The organism is Actinocrinis puniceicyclus (assembly GCF_018283645.1).
GTDB lineage: Bacteria > Actinomycetota > Actinomycetes > Streptomycetales > Catenulisporaceae > Actinocrinis > Actinocrinis puniceicyclus.
This window is the reverse complement of record NZ_JAGSXH010000051.1, coordinates 24956-41687: the sequence shown is the minus strand read 5'-3', so window position 1 is coordinate 41687 and position 16732 is coordinate 24956. Positions and strand designations below refer to the sequence as shown.

Annotated in this window: 14 protein-coding genes; 9 read left to right on the top strand and 5 right to left on the bottom strand. The window is 70.5% G+C overall.

All coding sequences use genetic code 11. The features are described from left to right. Positions 1-234 precede the first annotated feature (234 nt). The gene (locus KGA66_RS15595; RefSeq protein ID WP_211468841.1) at positions 235-438 is read right to left on the bottom strand and encodes a cold-shock protein; all 204 of its coding nucleotides are present in this window, start codon (positions 436-438) and stop codon (positions 235-237) included. 359 nt (positions 439-797) lie between these two features. Between KGA66_RS15595 and KGA66_RS15590 the strand changes: the two genes are divergently transcribed. The 4 genes from KGA66_RS15590 (at position 798) to KGA66_RS15575 (ending at position 6754) form a co-directional block, all read left to right on the top strand. After that, positions 798-2645 carry an ABC transporter ATP-binding protein gene (locus KGA66_RS15590; RefSeq protein WP_246507916.1) on the top strand — a complete coding sequence of 616 codons (1848 nt, stop codon included), beginning with the start codon at positions 798-800 and terminating at the stop codon, positions 2643-2645. Between the two features lie 4 nt (positions 2646-2649). Then, positions 2650-4563, top strand: a complete 1914-nt coding sequence (locus KGA66_RS15585) for an ABC transporter ATP-binding protein (protein ID WP_211468839.1) — start codon at positions 2650-2652, stop codon at positions 4561-4563. Positions 4564-4794: 231 nt separating this feature from the next. Then, positions 4795-5466 (top strand): response regulator transcription factor, encoded by a 672-nt coding sequence (locus KGA66_RS15580; RefSeq protein WP_211468838.1) that lies wholly within the window; start codon positions 4795-4797, stop codon positions 5464-5466. A 46-nt stretch (positions 5467-5512) separates the two neighbouring features. Further along, positions 5513-6754: a sensor histidine kinase gene (locus KGA66_RS15575; protein WP_246507915.1), complete on the top strand. Its 1242-nt coding sequence runs from the start codon at positions 5513-5515 to the stop codon at positions 6752-6754. Positions 6755-6970: 216 nt separating this feature from the next. Here KGA66_RS15575 and KGA66_RS15570 read toward each other — a convergent pair whose 3' ends face one another. Continuing rightward, on the bottom strand, positions 6971-7552 hold the full coding sequence (locus tag KGA66_RS15570; RefSeq protein WP_211468836.1) for a GtrA family protein: 582 nt from the start codon (positions 7550-7552) through the stop codon (positions 6971-6973). Between the two features lie 353 nt (positions 7553-7905). On the opposite strand from KGA66_RS15570, the gene KGA66_RS15565 reads away from it, so the two are divergent. Together KGA66_RS15565 and purE are read left to right on the top strand one after the other, a co-directional pair. Next, complete coding sequence (locus KGA66_RS15565) at positions 7906-9024, top strand: 5-(carboxyamino)imidazole ribonucleotide synthase (protein WP_246507922.1); 1119 nt, start codon at positions 7906-7908, stop codon at positions 9022-9024. After that, entirely contained in the window at positions 9017-9559 is a 543-nt protein-coding gene (purE, locus tag KGA66_RS15560) for a 5-(carboxyamino)imidazole ribonucleotide mutase (RefSeq protein WP_211468835.1), read from the top strand. Before KGA66_RS15565 ends, purE begins: the two co-directional genes overlap by 8 nt. Before the next feature lie 98 nt (positions 9560-9657). On the opposite strand, the gene KGA66_RS15555 is transcribed toward purE, so the two are convergent. Continuing rightward, positions 9658-11025 (bottom strand): UDP-glucose dehydrogenase family protein, encoded by a 1368-nt coding sequence (locus KGA66_RS15555; RefSeq protein ID WP_312886931.1) that lies wholly within the window; start codon positions 11023-11025, stop codon positions 9658-9660. A 157-nt stretch (positions 11026-11182) separates the two neighbouring features. Between KGA66_RS15555 and KGA66_RS15550 the strand changes: the two genes are divergently transcribed. Continuing rightward, the gene (locus KGA66_RS15550; protein WP_312886930.1) at positions 11183-12346 is read left to right on the top strand and encodes an acyl-CoA dehydrogenase family protein; all 1164 of its coding nucleotides are present in this window, start codon (positions 11183-11185) and stop codon (positions 12344-12346) included. 365 nt (positions 12347-12711) lie between these two features. On the opposite strand, the gene KGA66_RS15545 is transcribed toward KGA66_RS15550, so the two are convergent. After that, positions 12712-13335: a dTDP-4-dehydrorhamnose 3,5-epimerase family protein gene (locus tag KGA66_RS15545; protein WP_211468832.1), complete on the bottom strand. Its 624-nt coding sequence runs from the start codon at positions 13333-13335 to the stop codon at positions 12712-12714. A gap of 199 nt (positions 13336-13534) precedes the next feature. Between KGA66_RS15545 and KGA66_RS15540 the strand changes: the two genes are divergently transcribed. Together KGA66_RS15540 and KGA66_RS15535 are read left to right on the top strand one after the other, a co-directional pair. After that, positions 13535-14053: an acyl-CoA thioesterase gene (locus KGA66_RS15540; protein WP_211468831.1), complete on the top strand. Its 519-nt coding sequence runs from the start codon at positions 13535-13537 to the stop codon at positions 14051-14053. A 122-nt stretch (positions 14054-14175) separates the two neighbouring features. Further along, positions 14176-15222: a glycosyltransferase family 2 protein gene (locus KGA66_RS15535; protein ID WP_211468845.1), complete on the top strand. Its 1047-nt coding sequence runs from the start codon at positions 14176-14178 to the stop codon at positions 15220-15222. An 83-nt stretch (positions 15223-15305) separates the two neighbouring features. Here the strand turns inward: KGA66_RS15535 and KGA66_RS15530 are convergent, their stop codons facing one another. After that, complete coding sequence (locus KGA66_RS15530; protein ID WP_211468830.1) at positions 15306-16646, bottom strand: LCP family protein; 1341 nt, start codon at positions 16644-16646, stop codon at positions 15306-15308. Positions 16647-16732 lie beyond the last annotated feature (86 nt).

Below are 16732 nucleotides of genomic sequence, written 5' to 3'. Positions count from 1 at the left end.
CTTCAGCACCGCTTCGCGCGTCGTCACCCTGCCCATGCCTTGCACGGTACCCCCGCCGAGCGAACTGCAACGCTCCCGGCGAAACGGTCAAGACGCCCTACAGGCCGGCCGAATGCGGGTGAAACGCACGACGCTCCGCGTCCTGGTGGACGCGGAGCGCGCGAGTAGCCCGTTCAGCGAAGAGGGGCTTCTTGGTGCGGTCGACAGCGGGAAGCCGTCACCGCGTGCGAATGACTACAGCGGCTTGACGTTCTCCGCCTGCGGACCCTTGGGGCCGGTGGTGACGTCGAACTCGACGCGCTGGTTCTCGTCGAGCGAGCGGTAGCCGCTCGACTGGATCGCAGTGAAGTGGACGAAGACGTCGGCGCCGCCGTCGTCCTGGGAGATGAAGCCGTAGCCCTTCTCCGCGTTGAACCACTTGACCGTACCGGAAGCCATCTCTCTCCTCTTGGAAGGGGGACGTCGGACAGGTCCCACGGGATGTGGAACCCGGGTTGCCCTCCACGAACCGTCCCGCTTTGCCGGTCACGCCATGGGAGAGGATGCGCCACGAAACACGAAGGCCCGCGGCCGTACTCCCGCGGGCGTTCAAACGAAGCATTCAGGGAACTGCAGCTGCAACCGCGCCCACCTTAACACGTGACCACCGCCGCGCACCTCCTTCCAACGGGTGAATTCGAAAAGATCCGGGTCCGTGCCCGGCCCGCGACGCCGGAACACACGCAAACCACCGTACGTGGTACCAGCAGGTCAAAAACGGGATGCACGCCGACCGTCCGCCTCCTATGGTCCTTAGCATGCCCCCCACATCGCCGTCCGGCGGTTCCTTCGCGTCCCTTTGGCGTTTGAAGACCTATGTTCGTCCGTATCGGTGGCAGATGCTCCTGATGTTCGCCGTCGCGCTCGGCGGCACGCTCGTAGGCGTCGCCGTCCCGCTGCTGACCAAGGCCGTCGTGGACGGGCCGCTGCGGCACGGCGAGCGCGGCGAGCTGTGGCAGCTCGGCCTCTACGCGCTGCTGTTCGGCCTGGCCGAGGCCGTGCTGATCCTCGCCCGCCGGCTCACCCTGGCCACAACCGCGCTCGGCATAGAGAAGGACCTGCGCGACCAGCTTTACGCGCACCTGCAGCGCCTCGACGTCGGCTTCCACGACTCCTGGCAGTCCGGGCAGCTGGTGGCCCGGATGACCAGCGACATCTCGGCGATCCGGCGCTTCCTCGGCTTCGCGCTGATCTTCCTGGTGGTCAACAGCGTCACCTTCGCCGTGGTGGGCGTGCTGCTGATCGTGATCCATCCGCTGCTCGGCGGCCTGGTGGTGGTCCTCAGCCTGCCGCTCAGCTACGTGATCTTCAAGTACGAGCGGGTGTACCGGCGGCAGATCCGCGCCGTACAGGACCAGCAGGGCGAGGTCGCCACCGACGTCGAGGAGTCCGCGTTGGGCATCCGCGCCGTCAAGGCGTTCGGCCGGGCCGGCTTCCTCACCGAGCGCTACCTGGCCAAGTCGCGCGAGCTGCGCGGACTCCAGCTGACCCAGATCAAGACCCTGGCCGAGATCTGGGCGCTGATCATCGCGCAGCCGCAGGCGGTGCTCGCGCTGGTGGTGCTCGGCGGCGGGGCCGCCGTGGCCGACGGCACCCTCACGCTCGGCACCCTGATCGCCTTCATCTCCCTGTACCTGCTGCTGATCTGGCCGATCGAGTCGATGGGCTGGCTGCTCGCGGCATCTCAGGAGGCGAACACGGCCGCCGAGCGCGTCTTCGAGGTACTCGACGCCAGGCCCCGGATCCGCGGCAGCTCGCACGGCCACGCGGCCGGCCAGGCACGGGTGACCGAGCGCACGCGGCCCGACGCGGCGGACGGCGCCGGCGACGCCGAGCCCCGCCTGGTCTTCGAGCACGTCGACTTCAGCTACCCGGTCGCGCTCGACCGCTCGTCCGGAACCCCGATCCTCACGGACGTGAACCTGCGCCTGGCCGCCGGGGAGACGGTCGCGCTCGTCGGACCCACCGGCTGCGGCAAGACCACGCTGACCGCGCTGGTGCCCCGGCTCTACGACGTGACCGGCGGCCGCGTGCTGCTCGACGGCACCGACGTGCGCGAAATGTCGCTGACCGGGCTGCGTGCCCGGGTCGCGTGCGCCTTCGAGGACCCGACCCTGTTCTCCGCCAGCGTCCGGGAGAACCTGGTGCTCGGCCGGCCCGAGGCGAGCGCGGCCCAGGTCGAGGAGGCGCTGCGGATCGCTCAGGCGCAGTTCGTGCACGACCTGCCCTGGGGCCTGGACACGCGGGTCGGCGAGCAGGGGCTGTCCCTGTCCGGCGGCCAGCGCCAGCGGCTCGCCCTGGCCCGGGCCGTGCTCGGACGCCCGCCGGTGCTCGTGCTCGACGACCCGCTCTCCGCCCTCGACGTGCACACCGAGGGCCTGGTCGAGCAGGCGCTGCGCGCGGTCCTGGCCGAGACCACCGGTCTCGTCGTGGCGCACCGCGCCTCGACCGTCCTGCTGGCCGACCGGGTCGCGCTGCTCGGCCCGCACCCGTCCGGCGGCCACACCGTCACTGCGCTCGGCACCCACCACGAACTGCTGACGGCCGAGCCCGCTTACCGCGACCTGCTTTCACAGAGCTCTGACCTTGTCGAGGAAGGCGTCTGATCGCATGACAGTGCTCGACACCGACACCGCGTCCCCCGCTGCCGAACCGCAGGCCGGAGACATCCCGCTGGACGACTGGCGCGGGGTCGCCGCCGAGAAGGCCGACGAGATCTCGGCCGGCGGCGGGCTGTTCCTGCGCGCCCGTTCCCGGCGGCTGCTCGGCTCGCTGCTGCGCCCGCACCGTCGCGCGCTGGCGTGGGCGAGCTGCCTGATCATCGTGGTCACCGGCGCCGAGATGGCCGGCCCCTACCTGGTGTCCGTCGGCATCGACTCCGGCATCCCGGCGATCCGGCGCGGCGACTGGGCGCCGGTCGGCGCGGCGGTCAGCGGCATCCTGGTCACCGCGCTGGCCGGCTCGCTGCTGCGGCTGCGCTTCCTCAAGCTGGCCGGGCGGATCGGCCAGGACGTGGTCTACGACCTGCGCGGCCGGGTGTTCCGCCAGTTCCAGCGGCTGCCGATCGCCTTCCACGAGCGGTACACCTCGGGCCGGGTGATCTCCCGGCTGACCAACGACCTCGACGCGCTCGGCGAGCTGGTCAACGCCAGCCTCGACGGGCTGATCAACGCGATCCTCAACGTCGCGGTCATCGGCGTCGTGCTGGCCGTGCTCGACCCCGGGCTCTCGCTGTTCCTGCTGATCTGCCTGCCGGCGCTGTTCCTGCTGCTCAGGTGGTACACCCGCGGTTCCCGGGTCGCCTATCGCCGCACCCGCGAGACGATCGCGGCTTTGATCGTCCACTTCGTGGAGACCCTCAACGGCATCCGCGCGGTCCACGCGTTCCGCCGCGAGCCGCGCAACGACGCGATCTTCCACGAGCTCAGCGCGGACTACAAGCGGGCCAACGCCGACGCGATGCGGCTGATGGCGTGGCTCATGCCGGGCATCAAGGCCATCGGCGCGGTGATGACCGCGGCGGTGCTGATCTTCGGCGGCTTCCAGGTGATGGACCACGCGCTGGAGGTCGGCGTGCTGACCGCCTACCTGCTGTACCTGCGCCGCTTCTTCGACCCGCTGCAGGACCTGGCGATGTTCTACAACTCGTACCAGTCGGCGACGGCGGCGCTGGAGAAGCTCTCCGGCGTCCTGGAGGAGGAGGCGGGCGTTCCGGAGCCGCGGCAGCCGGTCCAGCTGCCCCGGCCGGTGCGCGGCGAGCTGCGCTTCGAGGCGGTGCGTTTCGCCTACCCGCGCCGCGAGCAGCAGTCCGCGGACGGCGCGGCGCATCCCGAGAAGATCGTCCTTCCGGAGCTCGACCTGACCATCCCGGCCGGGCAGACCGTGGCGCTGGTCGGCGCGACCGGCGCGGGCAAGTCCACCCTGGCCCGGTTGATGTGCCGCTTCTACGACCCGGACGCCGGCGTGGCGCGGCTCGACGGGATCGACCTGCGCGACCTGGGCGACGGCGACCTGCGCAGCGCGGTGGTCATGGTCACGCAGGAGAACTTCCTGTTCACCGGCACCGTCGCGGACAACATCCGGTTCGGCCGCCCGGACGCCACCGACGCTCAGGTCGAGCAGGCGGCCCGGGCGATCGGCGCGCACCAGTTCATCGCGGCCCTGCCCGACGGATACGCCACGGACGTCAAGAAGCGCGGCGGGCGGCTGTCCGCCGGGCAGCGCCAGCTGGTCGCGTTCGCTCGTGCGTTCCTCGCCGACCCGGCGGTGCTGGTGCTCGACGAGGCGACCTCGTCGCTCGACGTGCCCAGCGAGCGGCTGGTGCAGCGGGCGCTGCGCACCATCCTGGCCGAGCGCACGGCGCTGATCATCGCGCACCGGCTCTCCACGGTGGAGATCGCGGACCGGGTCCTGGTGATGGAGGGCGGGCGGGTGGTCGAGGACGGCGCGCCGGCGCAGCTGTTGGGCGCCGCGACGGGCCGCTTCGTCGACATGCACTCGGCCTGGGTGGACTCGCTGGCCTGAGCAGACATCTTCGACGACCCGGCCCGACGGAAACCGCCCCGCGAACGTGTGAGCGCAACGCGCCGGCGCCCGGACGATCCGCGATCAGTAGGGAAAACCCTTGACGCCCCGTCAGCCGCGGCGCGGAAGGAAAGCCGCGAAACGGGACGAAAATCCGCTCCCTGAATCGAAACCCGCGTGAGTTACCGGGGAGTATCCCGCTGGGTGGGCCGGGCAGCCTACGATCGCCCCATGACCCGCGTACTGCTCGCAGAAGACGACGTGGCCATCGCCGAGCCGCTGGCTCGCGCGCTGCGCCGGGAGGGCTACGACGTCGACCTGCGCGCCGACGGGCCGGGCGCACTGGCCTTGGCCCAGTCCGGCGTGGTGGACCTGCTCGTGCTGGATCTCGGACTTCCCGGCATGGACGGTCTGGAGGTGTGCCGCCGGCTGCGCACCGACGGCCACGGCTTCCCGGTACTGGTGCTCACCGCCCGCGCCGACGAGGTGGACACGGTGGTCGGCCTTGACGCGGGCGCCGACGACTACGTGACCAAGCCGTTCCGGCTCGCCGAGCTGCTGGCCCGGGTGCGCGCGCTGCTGCGCCGCGGCTCGCCGGACACCGGTACCGCCGCGCGCGGGGTGCGCATCGACGTCGAGTCCCACCGCGCCTTCCTCGGCGACGAGGAGCTGAACCTGACCGCGAAGGAGTTCGACCTGCTGCGGGTGCTGGTGCGCGACGCGGGCCGGGTGATAACCCGTGAACAGCTGATGCGTGAAGTCTGGGACACTACCTGGTGGTCCTCGACCAAGACGCTGGACATGCACATCTCCTGGCTGCGCAAGAAGCTCGGCGACGACGCCGCCAACCCCCGGTTCATCTCGACCGTCCGCGGGGTGGGGTTCCGGTTCGAGCGCGGCTGACGACCGTCCTTGAAGGCACCGCCCTGGGGGGTAAATGCGCCGTCGGATGATCAAGTCCACGGTCTCCGCCGTGCTGATCGTGGTCGTGTTGCTCGGCGTGCCGCTGGGTGTCATCGACGCGCTGCGCATCAGCGAGGCCGAGCACGCGGCGCTCAACCAGCGGGTGCAGCTGATCGGCTTCCAGCTGGACCAACAGCTCGCGGTCACCGGCCAGGTCGACGAGAAGGTGCTGGCCGCGCTGGTTCCCGACGGTGACAGCGCCACCCTGACGTATCCGGGGCACGACCCGGTGATGCTCGGCACTGCCGTGAACGACCATCCCAAGTCGAGCGACCCTTACATCGGCCCGAAACCGCGGCAGGTGACCGCCGTGCTCACCGAGTCCTGGTCGCCGACCGAGATGCGTATCCGCGGCAGCCTGCTGCTGGTGCTCGGGGTCGCCGTGCTGGCCACGATCGCGGCCTGCGGAGTGGCCTTCCTCCAGGCGCGGCGGCTCTCGCGCCCGCTCAGCGACCTGGCCCAGACCGCCGAGCGGCTCGGCTCCGGCGATCCGCGGCCGCGCCACCGCCGCTACGGCATCCCGGAGCTGGACCGGGTCGCCGAGGTGATCGACCACACCGCCGACCGGATCTCCCGGATGCTGGCCACCGAGCGGCGGCTGGCCGCCGACGCGTCGCACCAGCTGCGCACCCCGCTGACCGCGCTCTCGATGCGGCTGGAGGAGATCATCGCGGCGCAGGACCTGATGGACGTGAAGGAGGAGGCGGCGGTCGCGCTGACCCAGGTCGAGCGGCTGACCGACGTGGTGCAGCGGCTGCTGACGGACGCACGGGACACGCGCCGGTCCACCTCCACGGTGCCGATCGACGTGGACATGGTGATCCGCCAGCAGATCTTCGAGTGGCGTCCGGCCTTCCGCAGCGCCCGCCGCCCGATCCGGGTGGAGGGGGTGCGCGGCCTGGCCGCGGTCGCCACGCCCGGCGCGTTCGCGCAGGTGCTCGCGACGCTGATGGAGAACTCGCTGATGCACGGCGCCGGCCCGGTCACCATACGCACCCGCACGACCGGCGGATCTGTGGTCGTCGAGGTGTGTGACGAGGGGCCCGGCGTGCCGCCCGAGCTGGGCGCCAGGGTCTTCGAACGCTCGGTCTCCGGCCGGGCCTCCACCGGCCTGGGCCTGACCGTGGCGCGGGAGCTGGCGGAGGCCGACGGCGGCCGGCTGGAGCTGCTTCAGCAGCGCCCGCCGGTCTTCGCGGTGTTCCTCACGGCCTTCGATCCGCTCACGTAGCGCCGGGCCGCGCCTCGGCGGCCGGACTTCGAGGGCGCGGGAACGGACTTCGGGGCGGGCTTCGGGGTGCGGTCGCGGGGGCGCGCGGACCGCTGCGTGCGCGCTACCGGTCGTGCCTGTATGTGAAAGCAAGTCGTGAAAGATGCGGCATGACGAACGCGAAGGGGCGGGAACCCTCTCGGATTCCCGCCCCTTGGAAGGCCTTAGGTCGGCGCGTCAGCTGCCGGTGCTCCCGCTGGTGGCGCGCAGCAGGTCCCCGGAACCGGAGCGCTTGTGCCGCGGGCTGTGCGGCACGAGCGGAAGTTGCGAGGTGGGCATCGGCTCGGCGGTGGAGTACTGGAACTGCTCGACGACCAGCGCCGGGTCCGCCTTCGGGAAGATCCAGGTGCGGTAGGTCCACAGCCGGAATACCATCCCCAGCGGCATGCCGAAGACGTACTTGGCGATGTTGTTCGCGACCGCGCTGTCGAAGTGCAGGACGTACTGGGAGAAGGCCAGCGGCACCGTCTCGATCAGCATCCCGATGCCGTTGACCGCGAAGAACAGCACCAGCTCGCGGCTGCGGCCGATCGAGTCGCGGTCCTTGTAGGTCCAGAACCGGTTGCCCAGGTAGGCCACGATCGTGGCCACGATGGTGCCGAAGATCGAGCCGATGACGGGCTTGTGCGGAATGGCCTGCCAGCACAGGTTGGTCACCAGCATGTTCACCACGAGGGCGATCGCGCCGATAGTGCCGAACTTCGCCAGCTCGTGGAACCCGCGGCGAATTCGGGCGTATACAGCTTCTAGTGCCGCCACTGTGGATTACCTGCCTGACTTCCGGGGGCTCACCACTACGAGAGTAGCCACTGTCGTCGGTGCGAGACCGTCACGGGAGGGTCCGTAGCAGACCTGTGACGGACACATTGCCCGTTCAAGGTACACAAAACAGGCCGCTCGTGCGTGCACGTGGTATCGCCGTGACAACGTGCGGGCATGGCCGTGGCAGCCCAGGGCCGGGCATCCCGGGCCGGAGCAGGCCGGGCGCGCCGTTAGGCTTGGGTCCTGTGATCGGCACAGATGGTGGAAGGGCGGGCGCGACCGGCGCCGCCGGGTCCCTCGGTGTCGGTGCGCCGGTCGTCGGCGTCATCGGCGCGGGGCAGTTGGCCCGGATGATGCAACCCCCGGCCGTTGCGCTCGGCGTGCGGCTGCGGGTGCTCGCGGCCAGGGCGGACGATTGCGCCGCTCAGGTGATCCCGGATGTGGTTCTCGGTTCGCACGACGATCCGGACGCGGTCGTCGCCTTCGCCCGCGGCTGCGACGTGGTGACCTTCGACCACGAGCACGTGCCGACCGCCGTACTCGAGCGCCTGATCGAACAGGGCGTGGCGGTGCATCCCGGCGCGGACGCGCTGCTGCACGCGCAGGACAAGGCGGTCATGCGGGAACAACTCGGCGCGCTCGGCGTGCCGGTCCCGCGCTGGACCCGGCTGGACGCCGCGAGCGTGGACGCCGCCATGCATACCGCGGCGCAGTTCGCCCGCGAGACCGGTTGGCCGTTCATCCTCAAGGCGATCAGGGGCGGCTACGACGGCAAAGGCGTCTGGAGGATCGAGACGCCGCAACAGCTGCGGGAGGTCGTCGAGACCGCGCACGAGCGCGGCGTCGAGCTGATCGCCGAGGTGCTCGTGCCGTTCGTCCGGGAGCTTTCCGCCCAGGTGGCCCGCTCGCCGCACGGGCAGGCCGTGGCCTATCCCGTGGTGGAGACGGTGCAGCGGGACGGTGTCTGCCGCGAGGTCTACGCCCCGGCACCCGGCCTCGGCGCCGACCGGTCGGCGCAGGCGCAACGCATCGCGCTGACGGTCGCGCGGGAGCTCGATGTGACCGGGATGCTGGCGGTCGAGCTGTTCCAGACCGCCGACGGCGCGCTGAGCGTCAACGAGCTGGCGATGCGGCCGCACAACTCCGGGCACTGGAGCATCGACGGGGCGGTGACCAGCCAGTTCGAGAACCATCTGCGCGCGGTGCTGGACCTGCCGCTCGGCGCTCCGACGCCGCACGCGCCGGTCGCCGTGATGGCCAATGTGCTCGGACTCGACCTGCCCGACGTCTACCCGGCGTATCTGCACTGCATGGCGCGGGACCCCGGGCTGAAGATCCACATGTATGGCAAGGCGGTCAAGCCCGGCCGGAAGATCGGACACGTGACCGTGCTCGGTGACAACCTCGGCGACTGCGTTGAGCGTGCCACGCACGCGGCCGCCTACTTGCGGGGAGAGATCGATGAGTGACGCACCGGCGCGGGGCGGGGACCGGGCGCAGGTCGGCATCGTCATGGGCTCGGACTCGGACTGGCCGGTGATGAGCGCGGCCGCCGCGGCGCTGGACGAGTTCGAGGTCTGCTACGAGGTGGATGTCGTCTCGGCGCACCGGATGCCGCAGACGATGATCGAGTACGGGCGGCGGGCGGTCTCCCGCGGCCTGAAGGCGATCATCGCCGGGGCGGGCGGAGCGGCGCACCTGCCCGGGATGCTCGCCTCCGTGACGCCGCTGCCGGTGATCGGCGTGCCGGTGCCGCTCAAGCACCTCGACGGCATGGATTCGCTGCTGTCGATCGTGCAGATGCCCGCGGGCGTGCCGGTGGCGACCGTGTCGGTCGGCGGCGCACGCAACGCGGGACTGCTCGCGGTGCGGATCCTGGGCGCGCACGATCCGCATCTGCTGGCCGCGATGCGCGCGTTCCAGGACGACCTTGAGGCGCAGGCGCGGGCTAAGGGTGCGGTGTTGCGTGCCAAGCTACAGACCGACAGGTCCGAGCCGAGCTGAGCTGACCGGCGCCCTTAGCCCCATAGCTCCTTAGCCTCTCGGCCTCGGTCTCGGGCTTGGGCTCGGCCTTGGGCTCAGTCTCGGCTTCGGCCTTATCCTCAGCCGACCACGGGCCGGCCGAGCGCGCGGTAGGTCCAGCCCGCCTCATGCCAGCGTTCGGCCGAGAGCGCGTTGCGCCCGTCGACGATATGCCGCCGCGAGACGACCTCGCCGACCTCGCGCGGATCCACCTCGCGGAACTCCAGCCACTCGGTCAGGTGCAGGATCACGTGCGCGCCACGCGCCGCGGCCAGCGCCGATTCCGCGTAGGCGAGCGTCGGGAACAGCTTGGCGGCGTTGTCGTTCGCCTTCGGGTCGTACACGGTGACCTGCGCGCCCTGCAACAGGATCGAGGCCGCCACGTTCAGCGCGGGCGAGTCCCGCACGTCGTCCGAGTCCGGCTTGAACGCGGCGCCCCACACCGCGACCCGCTTGCCCAGGAACGAGCCGTCGCACTGCTCGCGGGCCAGGTCCACCAGCCGCACCCGGCGGCGCATGTTGATCTCGTCGACCTCCTTGAGGAAGGCCAGCGCCTGGTCCACGCCCAGTTCCCCGGCCCGCGCCATGAAGGCCCTGATGTCCTTCGGCAGGCAGCCGCCGCCGAAGCCGAGCCCGGGCACCAGGAACTTCCCGCCGATCCTGGCGTCGTGCGCCAGCGCCTCGGCCAGTTTCATCACGTCGCCGCCGGCCGCCTCGCAGACCTCCGCCATCGCGTTGATGAACGAGATCTTCGTGGACAGGAAGGCGTTCGCGGCGACCTTCACCAGTTCGGCCGTGGCCAGGTCCGTCACGATCAGCGGCACGCCCGCGTCCGTCAGCGGCTTGTACACCTCGCGCAGCACCGCCTCAGCGCGCGACGAGTTCCCGGCGTCCGACGCCGTTCGCGCACCCGGCGAGGCGACGCCGAGCACCAGCCGGTCGGGCCGCAGCGTGTCGCCGATCGCGTAACCCTCGCGCAGGAACTCGGGGTTCCACGCCAGTTCCACGGCCGTGCCCGCCGGGGCCAACTCGGCGACGCGCTCGGTGAGCCGGGCCGCCGTGCCGGCCGGAACGGTGGACTTGCCGGCGATCACGGTCGGCTGGTCCAGGTGCGGCGCGAGCCCGTCGATCACCGCGTCGACGTACCGCAGATCCGCCGCGTATTCGCCCCTGCGCTGCGGTGTGTTCACGCAGATGAAGTGCACGTCCGCGTGGAACTCGGCGACTTCGGAGTAAGAGGTGGTGAAGCGGAGCCTGCCGTCGGCCACGTGCTTGGCCAGCAGTTCCTCAAGTCCCGGCTCATAGAACGGGACCCTGCCCGAGGCCAGCGCGGCGATCTTCTCCGCGTCCACGTCCATGCCGAGTACCTCATAGCCCAACTCGGCCATACAGGCCGCGTGTGTGGCGCCGAGGTATCCGGTTCCGATAACGCTGATCCGAGCGGCCACGTGCCGCCCCCTTCCGTCGCGTCGCGATAGTGCTGCCCGCCGCATGCGGTGTCTCCGACCTTAGGCCACGGTTGACGACACTTCGCCCGGCGTCGCGCACAAAGGCACAGTCGGGCGGGGGTGGCGCACTGGCTACTGGTGGGTAACAATGGCGGATGTGAACCAGCCCCAGGATTTCGACCTTTTCACCCTCCGCGAGGAGCATGAGCTGCTGCGCGAGTCGGTGCGCTCGCTCGTCGAGACCAAGATCGCGCCTTACGCCGCGGCCGTGGACCAGGAGGCGCGCTACCCGCAGGAGGCGCACGACGCCCTCCACGCCGCGGACATGCACGCGATCCACATCCCCGAGCAGTACGGCGGCGCCGGGGCTGACGCGCTGGCGGCCTGCATCGTGATCGAGGAGGTCGCGCGCGCCTGCATGTCCTCGTCCTTGATCCCCGCGGTCAACAAGCTGGCCACGGTGCCGCTGATTCTCGCCGGGTCCGAGGAACTGAAGCAGAAGTACCTGCGCCCGGTGGCCGAGGGACGGGCGATGTTCTCCTACGCGCTGTCCGAACCCGACGCCGGTTCCGACGCCGGGGGCATGACGACGCGCGCGGTGCGCGACGGTGACGGCTGGCGGCTCAACGGCGTCAAGCGCTGGATCACCAACGCGGGCGTGTCCGAGTACTACACCGTGATGGCGGTCACCGAGCCGGGCATCGGCACCCGGGGGATCTCGGCCTTCGTGGTCGAGAAGAGCGACGAGGGATTCACCTTCGGCGCCAAGGAGAAGAAGCTCGGCATCAAGGGCTCGCCGACCCGGGAACTGTACTTCGACGACGTCTGGCTCCCGGGCGACCGCATCATCGGCGAACCCGGCACCGGTTTCAAGACCGCGATGCGTACGCTCGACCACACGCGCGTCACCATCGCCGCGCAGGCGCTGGGTGTCGCGCAGGGTGCGCTCGACTACGCGGCCGACTACGTCAAGCAGCGCAAGCAGTTCGGCAAGCCGATCGCCGAGTTGCAGGGTGTGCAGTTCATGCTCGCCGACATGGGCATGAAGATCGCCGCCGCGCGTCAGCTCACGTACGCGGCAGCCGCGAAGTCCGAGCGCAACGACCCCGACCTGACCTTCTACGGCGCGGCCGCGAAGTGTTTCGCCTCCGACGCGGCGATGGAGATCACGACGGACGCGGTCCAACTGCTCGGCGGGTACGGGTACACGCAGGACTATCCGCTGGAGCGGATGATGCGAGACGCGAAGATCACGCAGATCTACGAGGGCACCAACCAGATCCAGCGCGTGGTGATGGCGCGTCAGCTGCTCAAGGGCTGAGCGCGCGCTCGGTGCGGCGCGCGGCGTTCTGCCGGCGCTGGAAGGTCTCTCGCACGTCGTCGCGGCCTGGCGGCTCGTGCAAGTTTCGCGGCGTGTGCGCGTGCACGAGGGCGGCCGCCTCGGCGCGGCTTGACCGCGCGCTCACCGGAGCCGTACTGTCCCAGCCGATCCGAGGGCCGCGGTCCACGGATCAGCATGCTGATGGCAGGGGCGCGCAGGCCGTACTGCGCGCGGGCACCCGCTTCTACCAGCGCAGCCCGGCGATTTACGCCGCCGGCGCAGCTGGACCCACTTGCCCGCGACCCCCGGACCGGCCGCCTGACGGGCACCCACCGATTTCACCGTCAGGCGGCGCCATCATGCCGTCAGTTGTTGGACTCCGCCGACCTGAACTCCGCCGACCTGAGTGCGTAGAACTCCAGGCACGCGGCGTAGTCGGGCAGCCGGCCGGCCGCGCGGTTTTCGGCGAGAGACGGCGCCGCCGCGTCGCGCGCGGAGAACTGCGGTGAGTCCGTCGGCCACTCGATCGCGAGTTCCGGGTCGAGCGGGTTGATCGAGAACTCACGCTCCCGGTTGAAAGTCGCCGAGCAGCCGTACACAAGCGTCGCGTCGTCCGTCAGCGCGCAGAAGCCGTGACCAAGGCCCTCCGACAGGTAGACGGCGCGCCGCTCCTCGTCGTCCAGCCGGACGAACTCCCAGCGGCCGAAGGTCGGCGAACCCTCCCGGATGTCCACGATCAGGTCCAACACCGCGCCACGCACACAGGTCACATACTTGGCCTGGCTCGGCGGCAGCTGCGCGAAGTGGATCCCGCGCACCACGTCCTTCGCCGATACCGACAGGTTCGCCTGCGCGAGGTCCAGCGGGTGCCCGACCGCCTCCGCCAGCTTGTCGTAGCGGTACCACTCCATGAACAGGCCGCGCGGATCGCCGTGCTGCTGCGGAAGGATCTCCCACGCGCCGGGGACGGACAGCGGTGTGATCTTCATGCGGACCTCTGGGCTCCTGCCGGACTGTGGACTCTTGGTCGCTCGATTGCCCGCGCCACGCGCGGACGTGGGTACATCGTGACCTGACGTGTCGTGTCGCGTCGTGTCGCGTCATTTTGCTCGCGTCGCACCCTATCCGAGTCGAGGACCGCTCGCCCGCCTGTGGTAAGCCGCGTGCCCGGCGGCATATCGTGTGATCATGCCTCAGACGCCGCCGCAGCTTCCCGGGAAACCCGTCTCCGAGACCCGGATCTCGCTGAGCCGCGTGATGACCCAACTCGACGTCAATCTGCTGGGCAACGTGCACGGCGGGGTGATGATGAAGCTCGTCGACGACGTGGCCGGTCTCGTCGCGACCCGGCACTCCGGCGGCCCGGCGGTCACCGCGTTCCTCGACGAGATGGCCTTCCTCAACCCGGTGCACGTCGGCGACCTGCTGCACACGCACGCACAGGTCAACTGGACCGGCCACACCTCGATGGAGATCGGAGTCAGGGTCGAGGCGGAACGCTGGGACCGGGCCGGGGCCGAGCCCGCCCACGTCGCCAGCGCCTACCTGGTGTTCGTCGCCATCGACGCCGACGGCAAGCCGCGCCCGGTCCATCCCCTGCTGCTGGAGACGCAGGAGGACGAGCGGCGCAACCACGAGGCCGGCATCCGGCGCACACACCGGCTGGCCCGCCGCGCGGCGATCCTCGCCTCCCGCGAGGCACCGTGAACAGTCCCGGCACGCGGACACACGACGGTTCCGCGCCGGCCGGCCTTCGATAGAGTGCGGCCCCGATGAACGCGAACGCGACGCTGGAACCCGAGCCCGCCGGTGCGGCGGCGATGCCGCCCATGACGCCGGCCGCTGAACCCGCCGAGGGCATCCCGGCGCGGCCCGATCCGTGGCCGTCGGTCTCGGTGATCATGCCGGTACTCAACGAGGAGCGGCACCTGGCCGCGGCCGTGCGCCACATCCTCGCGCAGCGGTACGCCGGCGACCTTGAAATCGTCATCGCGCTCGGGCCCTCCCGCGACCGCACCGACCAGATCGCCGCCGAGTTGACCGCCGCCGATCCGCGCGTACGCACCGTCCCGAACCCCACCGGCCGCACTCCCAGCGCGCTCAACGCGGCGATCGCAGCCTCACGTGGCGAGATCGTCGTGCGCGTGGACGGGCACGGGCTGCTCAACCCCGGCTACATCGAGACCGCGGTACGGCTGCTGGAGCAGACCGGGGCGCAGAACATCGGCGGCGTCATGCACGCCGAAGGCGAGACGACGTTCGAGCGCGCCGTCGCGGTCGCCATGACTTCCAAACTCGGCGTCGGCAACGCGAAGTTCCACACCGGCGGTGAGGCAGGACCCGCCGACACCGTGTACCTCGGCGTGTTCCGGCGTTCGGTGCTCGACAAACTCGGCGGCTACCACGAGGCGTTCATCCGCGCGCAGGACTGGGAGCTCAACCACCGGCTGCGGCAGAGCGGCGGGCTGGTCTACTTCTCCCCGGAGCTGAGGGTGACCTACCGCCCCCGGCCGAATCTCAGGGCACTGGCGAACCAGTACCGGCTGTACGGCCGCTGGCGTCGAGTCGTGATGCGTACACATCAAGGCACGGCGAGCGTGCGGTACCTCGCCCCGCCGGTTGCCGTCATCGCGGTCATTTCAGGCACGCTGCTCGGGCTGGCGGGTCTGGCCGCCGGACTTCCGATCCTCGCGCTGGGTTTCGCGGCGCCGGTGGGTTACGCGCTGCTGATCACGCTCGGCGCGCTGCTCGAGTCGCGCGGCCGGGCCCGGCCGGTGCGAGCCCGGCTGCCGCTCGTGCTCGCGACGATGCACTTCAGTTGGGGCTGGGGATTTCTCACCTCGCCGCGCTCGCTTTACGAGTCGACGCTGAAGTGACGCGCCGCGCCGCCGAGTTCCGCGCGGCCCGGTGATGCGCGCCCGGTGATGCGCGCCTCTGATCCGCGGCCCCGCCCGAGGTGTCAGTTCCCGTATGACAAGTCCGAGCACGGATCCGAGTCGGCCCGCCGGATGTTCTGGGTGATGCCGCTCGGGACCGGCGTCGGGGTGCCGGCAGTCGTGCCCGCAGCGGACGCCTCGTCGGACGCCACGGCGGAGGGCGAGGTCCCGGTGCTCGCGCTTGAACTCGGCCCCGCCTCGCCGAGCGCCATCAGCCGCATGCGCTCGCTCGCCGCGCTCGGGCCCGGGCTCGCGGTCGGCGCCGCGGAGGCCGAGCCGGTGGGACCGGAAGTCGCCGACGCCCCGCCCGAAGCGTCCTGGCCCTCCAGCGTCCTGTCCTCGCGCAGCAGCGACCACAACACGTCGGTGTCCGGCTGTATCAAGTCCACCCGCGCGCCGTCATAGCTCCACGGCGTCGTGACGAACTCCAGGTTGTACAGCGGCACCGTCTTGAGCTGAACACCCAGCGAAACCAGGGAGCTGACCGAGTCGAGCGAGCTGTCCACGGTCAGCGACTTCGTCGCCGCGTCCGCGAGCTGATACAGCGCGACCGGGTTGTCCAGCGTGCCCGAGTCCAGCATCTTCTTCATCAACGCGGACAGGAACGCCTGCTGGCGCTTCATCCGGCCGATGTCGCTGTTGTCGCCGAAACCCTCCCGCGCGCGCACGTACTCGACCGCGGCCTGACCGGACAGGTTCTGCACGCCGGGGTCGAGCGTCACGCCGTACGCGTGTTCAAGGTATGTGCTGTTCACCGCCGGAACGCATACCGTGACCCCGCCGACCGCCCTGCTCATCGCGGCGAAACCGGAGAAGTCGATCACCATCGTGTGATCGATCCGGATCCCGCTCATCGCCTCGACGGTGTTCTGCGTGCATATCGGATTGCCCGTGGGCAGATTCCCCTCGGAGAACGCCGAGTTGAACATCACGTCGGTCTGCGCGGGCAGCCAGCCGCCGTTCGCGTAGCAGGCCGGGACGTCCACCAGCGCGTCGCGCGGAATGGAAACCCCGACCGCGTGCTTCCGGTCCCCGGAGACATGCAGCAGGATCGTCGTGTCCGAGCGGGCGCCCTCGACCGCGAAGCCGCCGCCGAGCGAGACGTTGCCTCCGGCGCGGGTGTCCGACCCGATCAGCAGCAGGTTGATCGGGGGCTGCGCGGCGGGCTGGCCGGGCGCCGTGGTCGCGGGTGTCGCCTCCGGTGGCCGGCTCCTGGAGACGCCGACCTCACTGAACGTCTTGATGTTGGCATTCAGGTGAAGGTAGACGTAGCCGAGCGCGCCGCTGATCCCCACCGCGAGCGTCGAGGCGACGACCACGGCGACCCGCAGTTCACGCAAGCGACGCCGTCCCAGCGCTGCCATCGCCACCCCATTCATCCCCGCACCAGTGCGCACTGTCAGAGACCACCGGACCGGCCGCACGGTTGCGCCAATCGCATGAATTTTCG

What these genes read in the sequence shown, in the direction of transcription:
- KGA66_RS15595 (WP_211468841.1), bottom strand. Translation starts at nt 438, where the DNA reads ATGGCTTCCGGTACGGTCAAGTGGTTCAACGCGGAGAAGGGCTACGGC.
- KGA66_RS15580 (WP_211468838.1), top strand. Translation starts at nt 4,795, where the DNA reads ATGACCCGCGTACTGCTCGCAGAAGACGACGTGGCCATCGCCGAGCCG.
- KGA66_RS15535 (WP_211468845.1), top strand. Translation starts at nt 14,176, where the DNA reads ATGACGCCGGCCGCTGAACCCGCCGAGGGCATCCCGGCGCGGCCCGAT.
- KGA66_RS15540 (WP_211468831.1), top strand. Translation starts at nt 13,535, where the DNA reads ATGCCTCAGACGCCGCCGCAGCTTCCCGGGAAACCCGTCTCCGAGACC.
- KGA66_RS15565 (WP_246507922.1), top strand. Translation starts at nt 7,906, where the DNA reads ATGATGCAACCCCCGGCCGTTGCGCTCGGCGTGCGGCTGCGGGTGCTC.
- KGA66_RS15590 (WP_246507916.1), top strand. Translation starts at nt 798, where the DNA reads ATGCCCCCCACATCGCCGTCCGGCGGTTCCTTCGCGTCCCTTTGGCGT.
- KGA66_RS15545 (WP_211468832.1), bottom strand. Translation starts at nt 13,335, where the DNA reads ATGAAGATCACACCGCTGTCCGTCCCCGGCGCGTGGGAGATCCTTCCG.
- purE (WP_211468835.1), top strand. Translation starts at nt 9,017, where the DNA reads ATGAGTGACGCACCGGCGCGGGGCGGGGACCGGGCGCAGGTCGGCATC.
- KGA66_RS15585 (WP_211468839.1), top strand. Translation starts at nt 2,650, where the DNA reads ATGACAGTGCTCGACACCGACACCGCGTCCCCCGCTGCCGAACCGCAG.
- KGA66_RS15575 (WP_246507915.1), top strand. Translation starts at nt 5,513, where the DNA reads ATGATCAAGTCCACGGTCTCCGCCGTGCTGATCGTGGTCGTGTTGCTC.
- KGA66_RS15530 (WP_211468830.1), bottom strand. Translation starts at nt 16,646, where the DNA reads ATGGCAGCGCTGGGACGGCGTCGCTTGCGTGAACTGCGGGTCGCCGTG.